Origin of the sequence: Thauera butanivorans, assembly GCF_048398245.1 — a bacterium.
GTDB lineage: Bacteria > Pseudomonadota > Gammaproteobacteria > Burkholderiales > Rhodocyclaceae > Thauera > Thauera butanivorans.
The window spans coordinates 1,223,085-1,238,845 of record NZ_CP183038.1 but is presented as its reverse complement, the minus strand read 5'-3'; the positions used below and the strand labels follow the sequence as shown (position 1 = coordinate 1,238,845).

Here is a 15,761-nt window from a genome sequence, read left to right as displayed (position 1 = left end):
CCAGATAGCGCCGCGCGTTTTCCTTGTTGCCGTCGTGCCAATCCGCCCGGCCCGCCACTCAAGCCCGGTCGCCGCGCAGAGCTGCCACCCGCTGATACAAGGCTTCGGGCGAAACCTCGGCGGCTTCGATCGGCGCATCCGCCACCAGCTCGATGCGGCTGAAGGCACCGCGGCGAAAAGGCCGCGTCATCGCCGCGCCGCCCTTGCGGCTGAAGAAGCTGCCCCACAGCCCGCGCAAGGCCATCGGCACCACCGGCACCGGCGTGCGGGCGACGATGCGTGCGATGCCGGGGCGGAAAGGCGACATCCCGCCGTCGCCGGAGATCTTCCCTTCCGGAAACAGGCCCACCAGTTCGCCGGCTTCCAGCGCCCGCGCCACTTCGTCGAAGGCGCGCTCCATCATTGCCCGGTCTTCACTGGCCGGCGCGATCGGAATCGCGCGGCTGGTGCGGAAAATGAAGGACAGGATCGGCCAGCGGAAGATGCGGTGATCCATGACGAAGCGGATCGGCCGCCGGCAGGCCGCCATGATGATCAGCGCATCGACGAAGCTCACGTGGTTGGCGACGATGACCGCGCCGCCCTTCTCCGGCACCTGCTCGATGCCCTCGACGCGCAGCCGGTACACCGTATGCACCAGCAGCCAGACGATGAAGCGCAGCAGGAACTCCGGCACCAGGGTGTAGATGTAGATTGCCACCGCGGCATTGAGCAGCGCCGTCACCAGGAACAGTTGCGGCACGCTGGCGCCGGCCGCCAGCAGCCCTGCCCCCAGACCGGCCGCCGCGACCATGAACAGCGCATTGAGAATGTTGTTGGCAGCGATGATGCGCGAACGGTGCGAAGGCGCGGAGCGGCCCTGCACCAGCGCGTACAGCGGCACGATGTAGAAGCCGCCGCATAGCGACAGCATCACCAGATCGAACAGGATGCGCCACACCGCCGGCTCGGCCAGCAGTTCGGCGAGCGGACGCATCGCCGCGCCGGCTTCCAGCCCCGCGCTCGCCCACCACAGGTCCAGGCCGAACAGGGTCAGGCCGATCGAACCGAAAGGCACCAGGCCGATCTCGACCTGCTTGCCCGACAGCCGCTCGCACAGCAGCGAACCGAGCGCGATGCCGAGCGAGAACACTGCCAGCAACAGGGTGACCGCTTTCTCGTCGCCGCCCAGCACGGTGGCGGCGAAACCGGGAAACTGCGACAGGAACATCGCGCCGTAGAACCAGAACCACGAGATGCCGAGGATGGACAGGAACACCGTGCGCTCGTCGGCGGCGAAGCGGATCATCTGCCAGGTCTGGCGGACCGGGCTCCAGGCTATCTTCATCTGCGGATCGACCGCGGCCGCCGGCGGAATCGCGCGGCTGCTCAGATAGCCCAGCACCGCCACCGCCAGCGTGCCGGCCGACACCCAGGCCACGCCGTTCGGCGCCTCGATCAGCAGGCCGCCGACGATGGTGCCGAGCAGGATCGCCAGGAAAGTGCCCGATTCCACCAGCGCATTGCCGCCGACCAGTTCGGTTTCGTCCAGCATCTGCGGCAGGATGGCGTATTTCACCGGGCCGAAGATCGCCGACTGCGTGCCCATCAGGAACAGCGTCGCCAGCAGCAGCGGCAGCGACATCAGCGCGAAGCCGAGCGCGGCGAGCAGCATCAGGCCGATTTCCAGCAGCTTGGTCCAGCGGATCAGCCGGCTCTTCTCGAACTTGTCGGCGAACTGCCCGGCAATCGCGGAAAACAGCAGGAAAGGCAGAATAAACAGCCCCGCCGCCAGATTCACCAGCACGCCGGGCGACAGCTCGGTAAGCCGGGCGGCCTGGAAAGTGATCAGCACCACCAGCGCATTCTTGTAGAAATTGTCGTTGAAGGCGCCGAGGAACTGGGTCAGGAAGAAAGGCAGGAAGCGGCGCTGCTCCATCAGCTTGAACTGGCTGCTCATACAGGATTCCGGTCGAAGAAACGGCGGGTTTCGAACACTGCTGCCGAAAAGCGGCTACCCTTGCTGTGCAGCAGGCGCTTCAGCACGAAACTGAACAGCAGCGGATTGTGCTCGCGAATCGTTTCGAGCAAGGGTACGGCCTTCTCGTCCAGCATGTCCTCGCGCGCCAGCGCGGCAGGCGAGATCAGCGGCAGGATGCCGGGCAGCGGGTAGTCGGTACCATACAGCAGGCGCGGATGCCAGTCCTCGCGCTCGATCAGCACGCGCAGGCGTTCAGGCTCACGATTGCGCAGCACGACGGCCGAGATGTCGCCGAACAGCAAGCTCCGCCAGGCCGGCTCCACCATCATGCGCTCGAACAATGCAAAGCTCGGCACACGCGGGCCGGCCTCGCCCCGGTCCAGATCGACATCCTCGCCCACCGTCGCGCAATGCGCCATCACCACCCGCACCCCCAGGTCCAGCGCGCGGCGCAGGCGCAGCGGATTGCCCCATTCCGGCCGGCCGACGCCGTGTACCGCCTTTTCCTCGCCCACATGGGTGATCAGCGGCAGCCCCAGCCGTGCCAGCATCCGGTAGACGCGATCGCAGGCCGGATCGGCGGGGTCGATGCCCATCGCCGGCGGCAGCCACTTCACTGCACGGGCGCCCTGCTCCGCCGCCTGCTGCAAGGCGTCCTCGGCATCGGTGCGGTAGGGATGCACCGAGCACACCCATTCGAAACGCTCCGGCATCGCCTGCGCCAGCTTGCGGGCATAGGCGTCCGGCACGTACAGCGCGCTGTGCTCGGGCATCGGCGTACCGTCCGCCGCATGGGCGCGGTCGAAGGCGAACAGCATGCTCTTGTAACCGGGCGCCATGCCGTCGCTCAGGTTCAGCAGGCGCTCGACGTAGCTGTCGTCCACCCGGCCCGGCGCCTGATGCACGCAGCCGGCATTGAGGTAGAACAGACGCTGCAGGTATTGCAGCGGATTCAAGGGGCTCAGCATGTCCGGCGACATCTCGATGCCATGGCCGCCATCGCCGGTGCCGGCCAGGTGCACATGGCAGTCCCACACCTGTGCCGGGTCCAGCCCTTGCCACGCAGCCGCCACCAGCGGATGCTCGGCCCATTCCGGCGGCAATGCCGCAAGGCAGGGATTCAGCAGCCGGGACTGGGCCATCCTGGCAGCCACGCCGCCACCCGCTGCCAGCACGCCGGCAGCAAGCCCTGCGCGCAGCCAGCGTCGGCGCGCGGGCGAAGCGATCTTCGGGACGGGTTTCATCATGCGGCCTCCGCCCATTGCTTGAGGGTGACGTAGTCGGTCTTGCCGGTGCCCAGCAGCGGCAGTGCCGCCACCGGTACGATCAGGCGCGGCACCGCCAGTTCGGCCATGCCGGCCTTCTGCGCCGCGGCGGTGAGCGCCTCGCGGCCCAGCGCCGGGTCGGTGCTGAACAGCACCAGCGCCTCGCCGCGCGCCGTATCGGCACGGCTGCTGGCAGCATGCTGGGCAGCGGGCGAAGCCAGTGCGGCGATCTTCTCCACCACCTCCAGGCTGACCATTTCGCCGGCAAGCTTGGCGAAGCGCTTGACGCGGCCGACGATGCGCACGAAGCCGTCGTCGTCGATCTCCACCACGTCGCCGGTTTCGTACCAGCCTTCGCCCAGCTCCGACACCGGCGGCTGCAGCAGACCCGGCGCTTCGGCGCGCAGGTAGCCGCTCATCAGGTTCGGCCCCTGCACGTGCAGCATGCCGCGCCGGCCATCGAAATCGTCGATGCCCGCCACCGGCACCAGCTTCGCATGCAGGCCGGGCAGGATCTGGCCGACGGTGCCGCGGCGGAAGGCCATCGGCGTGTTCACCGCAATCACTGGGGCGGTTTCGGTGGCGCCATAGCCTTCGAGGATACGGATGCCGAACTTGTCGAACCAGGCCTCCCTCACCGGCTCGGCCAGCTTCTCGGCGCCGGCGATGACGTAGCGCAGGCGATGGAAATCGTAAGGGTGGGCGTGCTTGGCGTAATTGCCGAGAAAGGTCGAGGTACCCAGCAGCGCAGTGCAGCCTCGATCGTAGGCCAGTTCCGGAATCACCCGGTAGTGCAGCGGGCTGGGATACAGGAACACCCGCGCGCCGCACAGCACCGGCAGCAGGCCGCCGGCCGTCAGGCCGAAAGAATGGAACAGCGGCAGCGCATCCAGCACCTTGTCATCCACCGAGAAATCCACCACCGCACGAATCTGGGCGATGTTGGCGAGCAGCGCACGGTGCGACAGCACCACGCCCTTGGGCTTGCCTTCGGAACCCGAAGTGAACAGGATCACCGCCGGATCCTCTGCATCGCCGATGTGACTGGCCAGGCGCGGGAAGCGTACCGCCCACAGCACCAGCCACAGCCTGTCGGCCAGCGACATGCCGGCACGCAGGTCTTCCAGGTACAGTACGCGCACGCCCTGCAGCGCCGCCAGCTTGTCGCCCAGCCTGGCCTGGTCGACGAAGGCGCGGGCGGTCAGCACGGTGCGGATGCCGGCGGCAGTGCAGGCAGCCTGCATGCCGTCCACGCCGGCAGTGTAGTTGAGCATCGCCGGCACGCGGCGCTGCGCGCTCAAACCGAACACCAGCGCCAGCGTGGGCGCCAGATTGGGCAGCAGCACGCCGACGTTCTCGCCCGCCTCGGTATGGCGCGACACCAGCCGCCCCAGGCCGAGCGCCATGCGCAACACTTCGCCGTAGCTGTATTCCTGCTGCTTGACGTCTTCCACCACCGGCCGCCGGGCGCCGTGAATGGCGCTGGCGTCGAGCAGCGCTTCGAACAGGGTCTGGCGCGGCCGGCTGGCGAAGATCATCTCCTGCATCACCCGGCGCATCGCCTCGCCCGCCTTGCGCCGACGTTCGCGGGCGGTCGGCGCCGACGGCATGTCGATGCGCGTGGCGGGCTGCACGAACAGGCTGATCTGCGGCAACAGGCGGCGCGGATAGCGCCCGCCCAGGCGGGAGAAATAGGTGCGCGCGGCGCCGTCGATGCGCACCGGCAGCAAGGTGGCGCCGGTGCGGGCGGCGACGAAGGCCGGACCGTCGTAGGTCTTCATCAGGCTGCCGGTAGTGGTGATGCGCCCTTCCGGGAAGATCGCCACCGGGCGGCCGGATTCGATCAGGCGCACCACCTGCCTCATCGCCATCGGGCTGCTCGGATCGACTTTCAGGTGATCGACCAGCGCCAGCAGCAGGCGGAAGAAGGGATGCTCGGCGATCCGGGTATTGACGACGAACACCGGGTCGTAAGGCAGGAACAGCGCGAGCAGCAGGCCGTCGAGAAAGGACTCGTGGTTGGCGATGACCAGCAGCCGCGACGGCTGCGCGGGCAGGCGACCTTCGACGCGGACGCGGAACAGCACCCGTGCGGCGGCGCGCAGCACGGTCTTGAGCAGGGAACGGAACATGATGTCGGGTCCGGACAGGAAAACGGGGAAAGGAATGAAGCCCGGCAAGCGGCAGGATTCGACCAGATGAGGGGCCAGATGAAGCTTCAGCCTGCATCCGGCCAGGCGACGTCGTCGCGCTTGAGGTCGCGGAACGCCGACATCAGCCACGAACGCATCGCGATCACCAAGGTGTAGGGACGGCGCCGGGCGGATGGCAGTTTCTGGTCGGCCACGTGCTGGCGGGAAAAGTCCTCGCCGATGCGCATCAGCCGTTCGCGGAAGCCTTCGGCCACGCCGACGCCGAGCTGGCCATGGACCACGCTCAGCATCTCGGCTTCGCCGTCGAAGCCGCCGGCAAAGTACTCGTCCAGCACTTCGCTGCGGAAATAACTCATCACCGGGCCGTGCGGACGCCAGCGAAAGCCTTTCGCCACGCGCAAGCGGTAACGGTTGAGCGGCCGCAGCTCGATGATGCCGAGGCGGTCCAGCCGCAGCAGATGGGCGGTGCATTCGGCTGCGTCGATACGGTAGGTGGCGACGATCTGCTCGGCGCTCCACTGGCTCATGCAGCAGGTCGCCACCAGCAGCAGGCGCCGATCCGCCACCACCGCCTGTTCCTGTTCCAGCGTCAGTTCGGCAAGCAGCGGCTGGCGCTCCGCCACGCGGCGGGCGAGATCGGCGAAGTCCAGCCGCAGCACGCGGCAGATTTCATCGACGCGCGACAAGGGCATGTCGCCGCCCTGGGCGAACATGCGCTTGACGCTGGATTCGGCCAGGCCGATGCGCTCGGCCAGCTCGGCATAGGTGATGCGGGCCTCGCGCAGTTCGGCTTTCAGCGCGGCGACGAGATCGGCGGAAGTGCTCATGGCGTAGAAATTCGGGAAGTGATGACAGGGTTCGCAGCATAGTCCTGAAAACACTTTCAATCTTCATACTGAGCAAAAGTACCGTATAGAGATACTTTCGAGCGCGCTGTACAACACCCCTTGCTGAACCGGCCGTGCTTTCGGCTCCGAACCTTCGGGTCTCCCGCAGCCCTTTCCATACGCCTGGCTCAGACGCGGCCGGCGCCGCCGATGCGACGCGGCTTCGGCGCTTCTTCTGCCAGCAGCACGTATTCGAGCAGGCAACGCGCTTCGGCGCCCATCACTGGCCCGCCTTCGACGGCGGGCTGGCCGAAATGCAGCGCGTCCTCAAGCCCGGCGGCACGGCCATCTTCATGGACGTGGTGTCGCCCGGCAGCTTCCTGCTCGACACCTGGCTGCAAAGCCTCGAACTGCTGCGCGACCCTTCCCACGTGCGCAACGCCTCGGCCGCCGAATGGCTGGCGGCACTGGCGCGCGCGGGCTTCGCCATCGAGGAATGCAGGACCTTCCGCCTGCGCCTCGCCTTTCCCACCTGGGTCGCGCGCATGAACACGCCGGCACCGCATGTCGCCGCGATCCGCTCGCTGCAGGATCAGGCTACGCCTGCCGTGAAGGAATGCTTCGAGATCGAGGAAGATGGCAGTTTCACTGTGGACACCGCCTTCTTCCTCGCCCGGAAAGCCTGAACGCCCCCTCGCCCGCAGACGAGGGCCACAGACGATCAGACGGCGAACACCTGTTTCACGCGCAGGGTCTCGCCCCGCTCCATCAGCCCGATCAGGCGGTCGATGTTGGGATGCTTGCCGGGGTTGGTACGGGCATCCTCGGTGTGCTCGGCGTAGAGCTCCAGGCCTTTCTTCGCCGCCTCGGGCGTGATCGCGCCATAGAGCTGGGCGAGGTGGTTGTAGACCACCAGCGAGCCCGCCTGGCCCGGCTTGTTCTCGATGGTGGCGACGGTGCTGTCGGCAGCGTCGATCAGGTTCAGGGCGCAAAGATGCGACACGCCGGGCATCGCTTTCAGGTTGTCGGCAAAAGCCATGTGCTTGCTCCTTGCTTACGGCACAGCGCCACCCGCAGGTGGCGCTCGTTTTCATTGTCAGGATGCGGCCGGCATGATGCCGTCCGCATCCTGCGTATCCTCGCCTGCGGGACTCAGATGCGGCGCGCCAGTTCGGCAGCCTTGCCGACGTAACTGGCCGGCGTCATCGCCAGCAGGTGGTCGCGCGCTTCGGCGGGAATCGCCAGCGTGCGGATGAAGTCCTGCAGCGCTTCGCGGGTGATGCCCTTGCCGCGCGTCATCGCCTTGAGCTGCTCGTAGGGGTTCTCGATGCCGAAGCGGCGCATCACGGTCTGCACCGGCTCGGCCAGCACTTCCCAGCATTCGTCGAGATCGGCGGCGAGGCGGGCCGGATCGGCTTCGAGCTTGCCCAGGCCGCGCAGGCAACTGTCGAGCGCCAGCACGGTGTGGCCGAAGCCCACGCCCATGTTGCGCAGCACGGTGGAGTCGGTCAGGTCGCGCTGCATGCGCGAGATCGGCAGCTTCTCGGAGAAGTGCTTCAGCACCGCGTTGGCGATGCCGAAGTTGCCTTCGGCGTTCTCGAAGTCGATCGGGTTGACCTTGTGCGGCATCGTCGACGAGCCGACTTCGCCTTCCTTGAGTTTCTGCTTGAAGTAGCCGAGCGAGATGTACATCCAGATGTCGCGGCAGGCGTCGATCAGCATGGTGTTGGCGCGGGCGACGGCGTCGAACAGTTCGGCCATCGCGTCGTGCGGTTCGATCTGGATGGTGTATTCGTTGAAGGCGAGGCCGAGCGATTCGATGAAGCGGCGGTTGAAGCCTTCCCAGTCGAAGGCCGGCCAGGCCGACAGGTGGGCATTGTAGTTGCCCACCGCGCCGTTGAACTTGGCGGTCATCGCCACGCCGGCGATCGCCGCGCGGGCACGCATCAGGCGAGCGGCGATGTTGGCCATCTCCTTGCCCAGCGTGGTCGGGCTGGCGGGCTGGCCGTGGGTGCGCGACAGCATCGGCAGCTCAGCCAGCGCGTGGGCCAGTTCGCGGAAGCGGGCGATCACGGCATCGAGCGCCGGCAGCAGCACCTGGTCGCGGCCTTCGGCCAGCATCAGCGCATGCGAAGTGTTGTTGATGTCTTCCGAGGTGCAGGCGAAGTGGATGAACTCGGACACTTTCATCACTTCGGCGTTGTGGCCGAGGCGCTTCTTCAGCCAGTATTCCATCGCCTTGACGTCGTGGTTGGTGGTGGCTTCGATCGCCTTCACCGCCTCGCCGTCCGCGGTCGAGAAGGCGGCGACGACACCGTCGAGTTCCGCGACCGTGGCCGGCGAAAAGGGCGCGATCTCCGCCAGCGCCGGCTCGGCGGCCAGCGCCTTCAGCCATTCGACTTCCACCTTCACCCGGTTGCGGATCAGGCCGTGCTCGGAGAAGTGGTCGCGCAGGCCCGCGACCTTGCCGTGGTAGCGGCCATCGAGCGGAGACAGGGCGGTGAGCGGAGACGGTACGACTTGGGACATGGCGGCGGTTCCGGGCAAAAGTGCTATTTTACCGCTTCGCCCCGGCGAAACAGAGCACAACAAGACCAAGGAGAGGCAGAGACGTGAATACCCCAGACACCCCGGCGCCCCCCTACCGTATCGAGATATCGGCCAGGGCCGAATACATCGCCGCGCAATCCCGCCCGGACGAAGGGCATTACGTGTTCGCCTACCACATCAGCCTGCGCAACACCGGCAGCCTGCCCGCACAGTTGATCAGCCGGCACTGGATCATCACCGACGGCAACAGCAAGGTGCAGGACGTGCGCGGCAAGGGCGTGGTCGGCGAGCAGCCACTGCTGGCGCCCGGCGAGAGCTTCGGCTACACCAGCGGCTGTGTGCTGGAAACGCCGGTCGGCACCATGCATGGCAGCTACCAGATGGTGGCGGCCGACGGCCATCGTTTCGATGCGGCGATTCCGCCTTTCATGCTGGCAATGCCGCATGTGCTGCATTGAAGCCATGACACCGTACCGACGACGGCCCAGTCATTGCAGGAGCGGCTTGGCCCGGGGCGCCTGGCCGCGAACGGGGCTGCGCCGCGCTTCCACGGCTGCTTTCGCCGCCAGGCGCTCCCGGCTGAAGCCGTCCCTACGGATACGGTACATGGAGTGTTGGACCGAATCGGCTGAATGACGGCATCGGCGACGGCTCAGCCGTCCGCCGCACTCTTTTCTAGCGCCCCGAGTTCCCGCGAGCGGCGCGGATCGCGGAAGATCAGCGGCTTCGCACCGCCCTTCCAGCCGGGGTCGCTGGCCCGTTCCACCACCTGCACGACCTTGCTGTGGTGGGGCGATTTGTCGCAGACCGGATCGGCCGCAGCCGGATCGCCGGCCAGCATCCAGGCCTGGCAGCGGCAGCCGCCGCGGTCCTTTTCCTTGTCGGGACAGCTTCGGCACGGATCCTTCATCCAGGCATCGCCGCGATAGCGGCTGAAGCCTTCCGAGCCGTACCAGATCGACTTCACGTCCATGTCGCGGACGTTGGGAAAGTCCAGCCCGGGCAGCATGCGCGCGGTATGGCAGGGCAAGGCCGTGCCGTCCGGCGTCACCGTCAGGAAGACTTCGCCCCAGCCATTCATGCACTTCTTGGGCCGCGTCTCGTAGTAGTCGGGCACGACGAAGAAGATGCGGATGCGGTCGCCGAGGCGCTGCCGGCATTCGTTGACGATACGCTCGGCGCGCTCGAGCTGGGCACGCGAGGGCATCAACTGGTCGCGGTTGAGCAGTGCCCAGGAGTAGTACTGGCTGTTGGCGAGCTCCAGGTATTCGGCGCCGAGCTCGACCGCCATGTCGATGATGTTCTCGACGTAGTCGATGTTGAGCCGGTGGATCACGCAGTTCATCACCATCGGCCAGCCGTTGTGCTTGATCAGGCCGGCAACGCGCTGCTTGAGGTCGAAGGTGCGGGTGTGCGAGAGGAAATCGTTGAGTTCGCGGGTCGAGTCCTGGAAGGACAACTGGATGTGATCCAGCCCGGCCTCGCGCAAGGCCTGGGCGCGCCTGGCATCGAGGCCGACGCCCGAGGTCAGCAGGTTGGTGTAGAAGCCGAGGCGGTGCGCTTCTGCCACCAGGATTTCGAGATCGTCGCGCATCAGCGGCTCGCCGCCGGAAAAGCCGCACTGCACGCTGCCGGCGGCACGCGCTTCGCGCAGCACCCGCAGCCAGTCCTCGGTGGCCAGTTCGCTATCGTGGCGGGCGAAATCGACCGGGTTGTAGCAGAAGGCGCAATGCAGCGGGCAGCGATAAGTCACTTCCGCCAGCAGCCACAGCGGCGGGCCGGGCGAGGCAACCGGCGTAACTGGCAGCGGCGCGTTCATGGCCGGCCTGCCCTGGCTTCGAGCCATTGCTGCTGGCGCGCCATGTCGATGAAGGCACTGACGTCGGCGGTCAGATCACTGGCACCGAAGCTCTGCTCCAGTTCGCCGACGATGGTCTCCAGCGTGCGAGTGCCGTCGCAGCGCCGCAGGATCTCGCCGGCGCTCCGGTTGAGCCTGACCATGCCTTCCGGGTAGAGCAGTACCCAGGACTGCTGCGCCTCCTCCCATTGCAGACGAAAGCGGCGCGACACTTTCGGGCAGGCGCCGGCGAGCGGCCCGGCAGCTTCCGCGACATTTTCCCGGCTCATGCCTTCGCTCCCCGTATCTCGATCTCGCACTGATCGAGCATGATCGCGTCGGCCAGCGCCCACAGCACGTCGAGCTTGAACTGCAGGACTTCCAGCGCACGCTCCTGCAAGGCACGGCTGCGGCTGAAGTGCTCGAGCGTGAAGCGCAGGCCGTGGTCGACGTCGCGCCTGGCCTGGGTGAGGCGGTTGCGGAAATACTGCAGCCCCGCCGGATCGACCCAGGGGTAGACCTGTGGCCAGGTGTCGATGCGCTGCTGGTGGATGTGCGGCGCGAACAGCTCGGTGAGGCTGGAAGCGACCGCCTCCTCCCAGGGCTGTCGGCGGGCGAAATTGACGTAGGCATCGACCGCGAAGCGCGCCGCCGGCGCCACCAGGCGCAGCGAGGTGACGTCCTCCCTCGTCAGCCCGACCGCTTCGCCGAGCCGGATCCAGGCTTCGATGCCGCCGGGGTCGTCGGCGCCGCGGCCGTCATGGTCGAGGATGCGCTGGATCCACTCGCGGCGGATCTCGCGCTCCGGGCAGTTGGCGAGAATCGCGGCGTCCTTCAGCGGAATCGACACCTGGTAGTAGAAGCGGTTGGCAACCCAGCCACGAAGCTGCGCCGGCGTCAGCCGCCCTTCGGCCATCATCACGTGGAAGGGATGATGGATGTGGTAGCGCGTGCTCTTGCCGCGCAGCCGCGCTTCGAATTCCTCGTGCGGCAGCGGCGCCTCCCCGTCATCGACGGCAGGGGCGGCAGGCGGCGGGGCAATCAGTTCAGCGTCCATCGGTCGCTCCCATCGGGCAATCCTCGGCAGGCTGCAGCACAGCCGCTCAGAGTTCGATCACCATGCCGTCCCAGGCGACTTCCACGCCGCGTGCATCCAGCTCGGCACGCTCGGGGCTGTCCTCGTCCAGGATCGGATTGGTGTTGTTGATGTGGATCAGGATCTTGCGGGTAGTGGCCGGCAGTTGCTCCAACCACTCCAGCATGCCGCCGGGGCCGCTCTGCGGCAGGTGCCCCATCGAGCGTGAGGTCTTGCCGGAAGCGCCGAGACGGATCATCTCGTCGTCGGTCCACAAGGTGCCATCGACCAGCACGCAGTCGGCGGCCTGCATCGCCGCCCAGACGTCGGGCGTCATCTCGCCGAGGCCGGGCGCGTAGAACAGGCGGCGGCCGCTGTCCGCACAATTCAGCGTGACGCCGATGTTGTCGCCCGGCTGCGGGCGGTCGCGCCGCGGCGAATACGGCGGTGCATTGCTGCTGATCGGCAGCGCGGCGAAACCGATGCCCGGCAGTTCGGGAATGCTGAAGCCGCCCTGCAGCGGAATCTCGTGCAGGTCCAGCCCGCAGTAGTGGCCGAGCACGCCGAACAGCGGGTTGCCGGTGCTCAGGTCCTCGCGCACCGGCGCGGTACACCACAGCACGTGCGGCTGGCGGTGCTCGCGCAGCATCAGCAGGCCGGTGGTATGGTCGATCTGCGCATCGATCAGCACGATGGCACGAATCGCGGTGTCGCGCAGCGAACGTGCCGGTTGCAGCTCCGGCGTCTCGCGCAACTGCTGCAGGATGTCGGGCGAAGCGTTGAACAGCACCCAGTTCTCGCCGTCGCCACTCGCCGCGATCGACGACTGGGTGCGGGCACGGGCACGCACGCTGCCGCGGCGCAGGCCATCGCAGTTGCGGCAGTTGCAGTTCCACTGCGGGAATCCGCCGCCGGCAGCCGAGCCGAGAACACGTACTTTCACCTGCAGCCCTCCATCCCTGCCTGGCCGGGAGCTGCCGCGCAGCTCCCGGGCGACGGCATCAGCGGTTCGCGATGTACATGGTGATTTCGAAGCCGAAACGCATGTCGGTGGCAGTCGGGGTTTCCCATTTCATGGTGTGTCTCCTGTCGTGGTCGGGGGTTTGCCGGTTCGCCCGGTGCGGTGCGGGACGAAGCGTCCGGGGCACGGTGCATAGCCTGCGCCTGCCCGCGACCGCGGGCATCGGCAAAGCCCTGAAGCCGCCCTCAAGATTTTCATGAAGCTGGTGTGCCGCCGGCGCGGGCCCCGCCGTGCAGCAGTAGCATGGCCACCATGAACGACAACCCTGCCCCCGACGAAGTCCGTTCCGGAGCCTCTTTCGCAGACCACTCGCGGCCCTGGCAGCAGGGCATGCTGGAAGTCGGCGACGGCCACGCGATCTGGTTCGGGCAATACGGCAACCCGGGCGGCATTCCGCTGCTGTTCCTGCACGGCGGCCCGGGCAGCGGCTGCAGTCCGCGTCATCCCGGCCTGTTCGATGCCAGCCGCTTCCGCATCGTGATGTTCGACCAGCGCGGCTGCGGCCGCAGCACGCCGCGCGGCGCGCCGGCCGCCAATACCACGGCCGGCCTGGTGGCCGACATCGAGCGCCTGCGCCGCCATCTCGGCATCGAACGCTGGCTGGTCAGCGGCGGCTCATGGGGTTCGACGCTGGCACTGGCCTGGAGCGCGCAGCATCGCGCAGCCTGCCTCGGCGCGGTGCTGCGCGGCATCTTCCTCGCCCGCCGCAGTGACATCGACTGGTTCTTCGACGGTGCGGCCGCGCTGCAGCCGACGGCACATGCCCGGCTCGCCGCCTGCGTGCCGGGCAATGGACGGCTGGCGGAACGGATCTGCGACGCGGTGCTCGAGAATGGCCACGGCCTGGCGCTGAACGTCGTCCGCCACTGGATGCAATGGGAAGACAGCCTCACCCGCGGCCAGCCGGCGCCGCTGCCGCAACTCGACGCGGCAAGCGCCGCACGCATGCTGGACAAGTACCGGGTGCAGGCCCACTACCTCCGCCACGACTGCTTCCTGGCCGAGGGCGAATGGCGGCGCCAGGCCGCCGCGCTCGCCGGCCTGCCGATCGTCCTGCTGCACGGCCGCCGGGACGCGGTCTGCCGCCCGGAAGGCGCGCTCGCGCTGCACCGGCACCTGCCCGCCAGCCGGCTGGCGTGGGTGGACGACGCGGGGCACGATCCTTTCGAACCGGCAATGCGAGCGGCCCTGCGCGATGCCTGCGCGAGCTTCGGATGAGTCGCTGCCGCCGCCAGGCACAGGCAGAACCGGCATAATCGGATGCCTTGCGGCCGGAAACCCAAGCTATCGTTTCCATCCCGGCAAAGGTAGGCGCTGGAATACCGCCTGTCTGCCGGCCTCATCCCGGGAGCATGCCATGCCGGAAAGAACCTCCCCTTCACATCCCGCCGAGCCGCCGCTCCGGCCGATCGCAGCGACCATCGCCGCGGTGTTTCTCGACGGCCGCATACTCCTGGTGCGGCGAGCCAATCCGCCCGATGCCGGACGATGGGGTTTCCCGGGCGGAAAGATCGACGCCGGAGAGACGATCGAGAATGCGGCAGTCCGCGAACTGCTCGAAGAAACCGGCGTTCACGCCGAGGCGCATCGGGTCTTCACCGCGGTCGATGTCTTCGACCGCGATGGCGACGGCAGGCTGCGCCGGCACTTCGTCCTGATTGCAGTGCTGTGCAAGTGGCAGTCGGGCCAGCCGATCGCCGGAGACGACGCACTCGAAGCAAGGTGGTTCGAGCTCGACGAGCTGGATGAATCAGGACTCGCGCTCAGCCTCGATGTCGCGCGAGTGGCACGCCAGGCAGCAGTCGTTTTCGAGCAGGATCTCAGGAGCGGTAATCCGCATTGATCCTGACGTAGTCGTACGAGAAGTCGCAAGTCCATACCCTCGCGGCAGCCTGGCCGCGGGCGAGGTCGATGCGCACCGACAGTTCGGCGTGCTGCATGATGCGCGCGCCCGCTTCTTCGACGTAGGACGCCGCCCGGCCGCCGTGCTCGGCGACCAGCACGGCTTCGTCCGGATTGCCGAGCCACACGCGCAGCTTCGACACCTCCAGGTCGTCGATGCCGGCATAGCCGATCGCGGCCAGGATGCGGCCGAGGTTGGGATCCGAGGCAAAGAAGGCCGTCTTCACCAACGGCGAATGCGCCACCGCATAGCCGACCTTGCGGCACTCGTCGCGATCGCGGCCGCCTTCGACCGCGACCGTCATGAACTTGGTCGCGCCCTCGCCGTCGCGCACGATGGCCTGCGCCAGCGCGATCGACACCTCGACCACCGCATCGCGCAGCGCCTGGTAGTCGGCGCCGCTGGCGGCGGCGATCTCGGCGTTGCCGGCCCGGCCGGTGGCGATCAGGATGAAGGAATCGTTGGTCGAAGTGTCGCCATCGACCGTGATGCTGTTGAAGGACAGGTCAGCCGCTTCCCGGACCAGTGCATCGAGCACCGGCTGGGCGACGGCGGCGTCGCAGGCGAGGAAGCCAAGCATCGTCGCCATGTTCGGCCGGATCATGCCGGCGCCCTTGCTGATGCCGGTCAGCGTCACGATCCTGCCGCCGACCTGCACCTGCTTCGACACCGCCTTGGCCAGCGTGTCGGTGGTCATGATTGCGTGCGCGGCGTCGAACCAGCCGTCGGCGCGCAGATCGGCGATCGCGCGCGGCAGGGCGGCGATCAGCCGGTCGACCGGCAGCGGCTCCAGGATCACGCCGGTCGAGAACGGCAGCACCTGCCCGGCAGCGATGTTCATTTCCTTCGCCAGCGCCGCGCAGGTACCACGCGCAGCGGCCAGGCCGGGCTCGCCGGTGCCGGCATTGGCATTGCCGGTGTTGATGACCATCGCCCGGATCGCCCCGGACGGCAGGTGCTCGCGGCACACCTGCACCGGTGCCGCGCAGAAGCGGTTGCGGGTGAACACGCCCGCCGCGCGGCTGCCTTCGGCGAGTTCGAGCACGGTCAGGTCGCGGCGGGCGGCCTTGCGGATGCCAGCTTCGGCAACACCCAGACGGACGCCGGCAACCGGCAGCAGATCGGCAGGATTCGGAGTATTCAGATTGACGGCCATGTGCTTCTCCGGAA

Annotated in this window: 16 protein-coding genes; 4 read left to right on the top strand and 12 right to left on the bottom strand. The window is 67.5% G+C overall.

From position 1 onward, the window contains the following. Positions 1 to 58: 58 nt before the first annotated feature. The 4 genes from ACNQFN_RS05950 to ACNQFN_RS05935 form a co-directional block, all read right to left on the bottom strand. A complete protein-coding gene (locus ACNQFN_RS05950; RefSeq protein WP_418648256.1) occupies positions 59 to 1,939 on the bottom strand; it encodes an MFS transporter in 1,881 nt (626 codons plus the stop codon). Further along, entirely contained in the window at positions 1,936 to 3,207 is a 1,272-nt protein-coding gene (locus ACNQFN_RS05945; protein ID WP_418648255.1) for an amidohydrolase family protein, read from the bottom strand. The genes ACNQFN_RS05950 and ACNQFN_RS05945 overlap by 4 nt, the downstream gene beginning before the upstream one ends. Further along, entirely contained in the window at positions 3,204 to 5,357 is a 2,154-nt protein-coding gene (gene aas / locus ACNQFN_RS05940; protein ID WP_418648254.1) for a bifunctional acyl-ACP--phospholipid O-acyltransferase/long-chain-fatty-acid--ACP ligase, read from the bottom strand. Before aas ends, ACNQFN_RS05945 begins: the two co-directional genes overlap by 4 nt. An 86-nt stretch (positions 5,358 to 5,443) precedes the next feature. Continuing rightward, complete coding sequence (locus ACNQFN_RS05935) at positions 5,444 to 6,205, bottom strand: helix-turn-helix domain-containing protein (RefSeq protein WP_418648253.1); 762 nt, start codon at positions 6,203 to 6,205, stop codon at positions 5,444 to 5,446. Positions 6,206 to 6,339: 134 nt separating this feature from the next. Here ACNQFN_RS05935 and ACNQFN_RS05930 point away from each other — a divergent pair, with 134 nt between their 5' ends. Next, positions 6,340 to 6,891 carry a class I SAM-dependent methyltransferase gene (locus ACNQFN_RS05930; protein WP_418648252.1) on the top strand — a complete coding sequence of 184 codons (552 nt, stop codon included), beginning with the start codon at positions 6,340 to 6,342 and terminating at the stop codon, positions 6,889 to 6,891. A 35-nt stretch (positions 6,892 to 6,926) separates the two neighbouring features. Here the strand turns inward: ACNQFN_RS05930 and ACNQFN_RS05925 are convergent, their stop codons facing one another. Together ACNQFN_RS05925 and purB are read right to left on the bottom strand one after the other, a co-directional pair. Beyond that, positions 6,927 to 7,244, bottom strand: coding sequence for a DUF2322 family protein (locus ACNQFN_RS05925; protein ID WP_418648251.1), 318 nt, complete (start codon positions 7,242 to 7,244; stop codon positions 6,927 to 6,929). Positions 7,245 to 7,357: 113 nt separating this feature from the next. Then, positions 7,358 to 8,734, bottom strand: coding sequence for an adenylosuccinate lyase (purB, locus tag ACNQFN_RS05920; RefSeq protein ID WP_418648250.1), 1,377 nt, complete (start codon positions 8,732 to 8,734; stop codon positions 7,358 to 7,360). An 83-nt stretch (positions 8,735 to 8,817) separates the two neighbouring features. Between purB and apaG the strand changes: the two genes are divergently transcribed. Beyond that, positions 8,818 to 9,213: a Co2+/Mg2+ efflux protein ApaG gene (apaG, locus tag ACNQFN_RS05915; RefSeq protein WP_068636027.1), complete on the top strand. Its 396-nt coding sequence runs from the start codon at positions 8,818 to 8,820 to the stop codon at positions 9,211 to 9,213. A 194-nt stretch (positions 9,214 to 9,407) separates the two neighbouring features. Here apaG and pqqE read toward each other — a convergent pair whose 3' ends face one another. Genes pqqE through pqqA form a run of 5 tightly spaced genes read right to left on the bottom strand, consistent with a single transcriptional unit; the run spans position 9,408 to position 12,743 of the window. Then, entirely contained in the window at positions 9,408 to 10,574 is a 1,167-nt protein-coding gene (pqqE, locus tag ACNQFN_RS05910) for a pyrroloquinoline quinone biosynthesis protein PqqE (protein ID WP_418648249.1), read from the bottom strand. Beyond that, positions 10,571 to 10,882, bottom strand: a complete 312-nt coding sequence (pqqD, locus tag ACNQFN_RS05905) for a pyrroloquinoline quinone biosynthesis peptide chaperone PqqD (RefSeq protein ID WP_418648248.1) — start codon at positions 10,880 to 10,882, stop codon at positions 10,571 to 10,573. The genes pqqE and pqqD overlap by 4 nt, the downstream gene beginning before the upstream one ends. After that, positions 10,879 to 11,649 (bottom strand): pyrroloquinoline-quinone synthase PqqC, encoded by a 771-nt coding sequence (pqqC, locus tag ACNQFN_RS05900; RefSeq protein WP_418648247.1) that lies wholly within the window; start codon positions 11,647 to 11,649, stop codon positions 10,879 to 10,881. The genes pqqD and pqqC overlap by 4 nt, the downstream gene beginning before the upstream one ends. A 46-nt stretch (positions 11,650 to 11,695) precedes the next feature. Further along, positions 11,696 to 12,610 carry a pyrroloquinoline quinone biosynthesis protein PqqB gene (gene pqqB, locus ACNQFN_RS05895; protein ID WP_418648246.1) on the bottom strand — a complete coding sequence of 305 codons (915 nt, stop codon included), beginning with the start codon at positions 12,608 to 12,610 and terminating at the stop codon, positions 11,696 to 11,698. A gap of 58 nt (positions 12,611 to 12,668) precedes the next feature. Beyond that, complete coding sequence (pqqA, locus tag ACNQFN_RS05890; RefSeq protein ID WP_068636095.1) at positions 12,669 to 12,743, bottom strand: pyrroloquinoline quinone precursor peptide PqqA; 75 nt, start codon at positions 12,741 to 12,743, stop codon at positions 12,669 to 12,671. 197 nt (positions 12,744 to 12,940) lie between these two features. Here pqqA and ACNQFN_RS05885 point away from each other — a divergent pair, with 197 nt between their 5' ends. After that, positions 12,941 to 13,906 (top strand): alpha/beta fold hydrolase, encoded by a 966-nt coding sequence (locus ACNQFN_RS05885; protein WP_418648245.1) that lies wholly within the window; start codon positions 12,941 to 12,943, stop codon positions 13,904 to 13,906. A gap of 211 nt (positions 13,907 to 14,117) precedes the next feature. Further along, complete coding sequence (locus tag ACNQFN_RS05880; protein ID WP_418648244.1) at positions 14,118 to 14,531, top strand: NUDIX hydrolase; 414 nt, start codon at positions 14,118 to 14,120, stop codon at positions 14,529 to 14,531. Here the strand turns inward: ACNQFN_RS05880 and argJ are convergent. Continuing rightward, positions 14,509 to 15,747, bottom strand: a complete 1,239-nt coding sequence (argJ, locus tag ACNQFN_RS05875) for a bifunctional glutamate N-acetyltransferase/amino-acid acetyltransferase ArgJ (RefSeq protein WP_418648243.1) — start codon at positions 15,745 to 15,747, stop codon at positions 14,509 to 14,511. The genes ACNQFN_RS05880 and argJ overlap by 23 nt on opposite strands. Between the last annotated feature and the right edge of the window lie 14 nt (positions 15,748 to 15,761).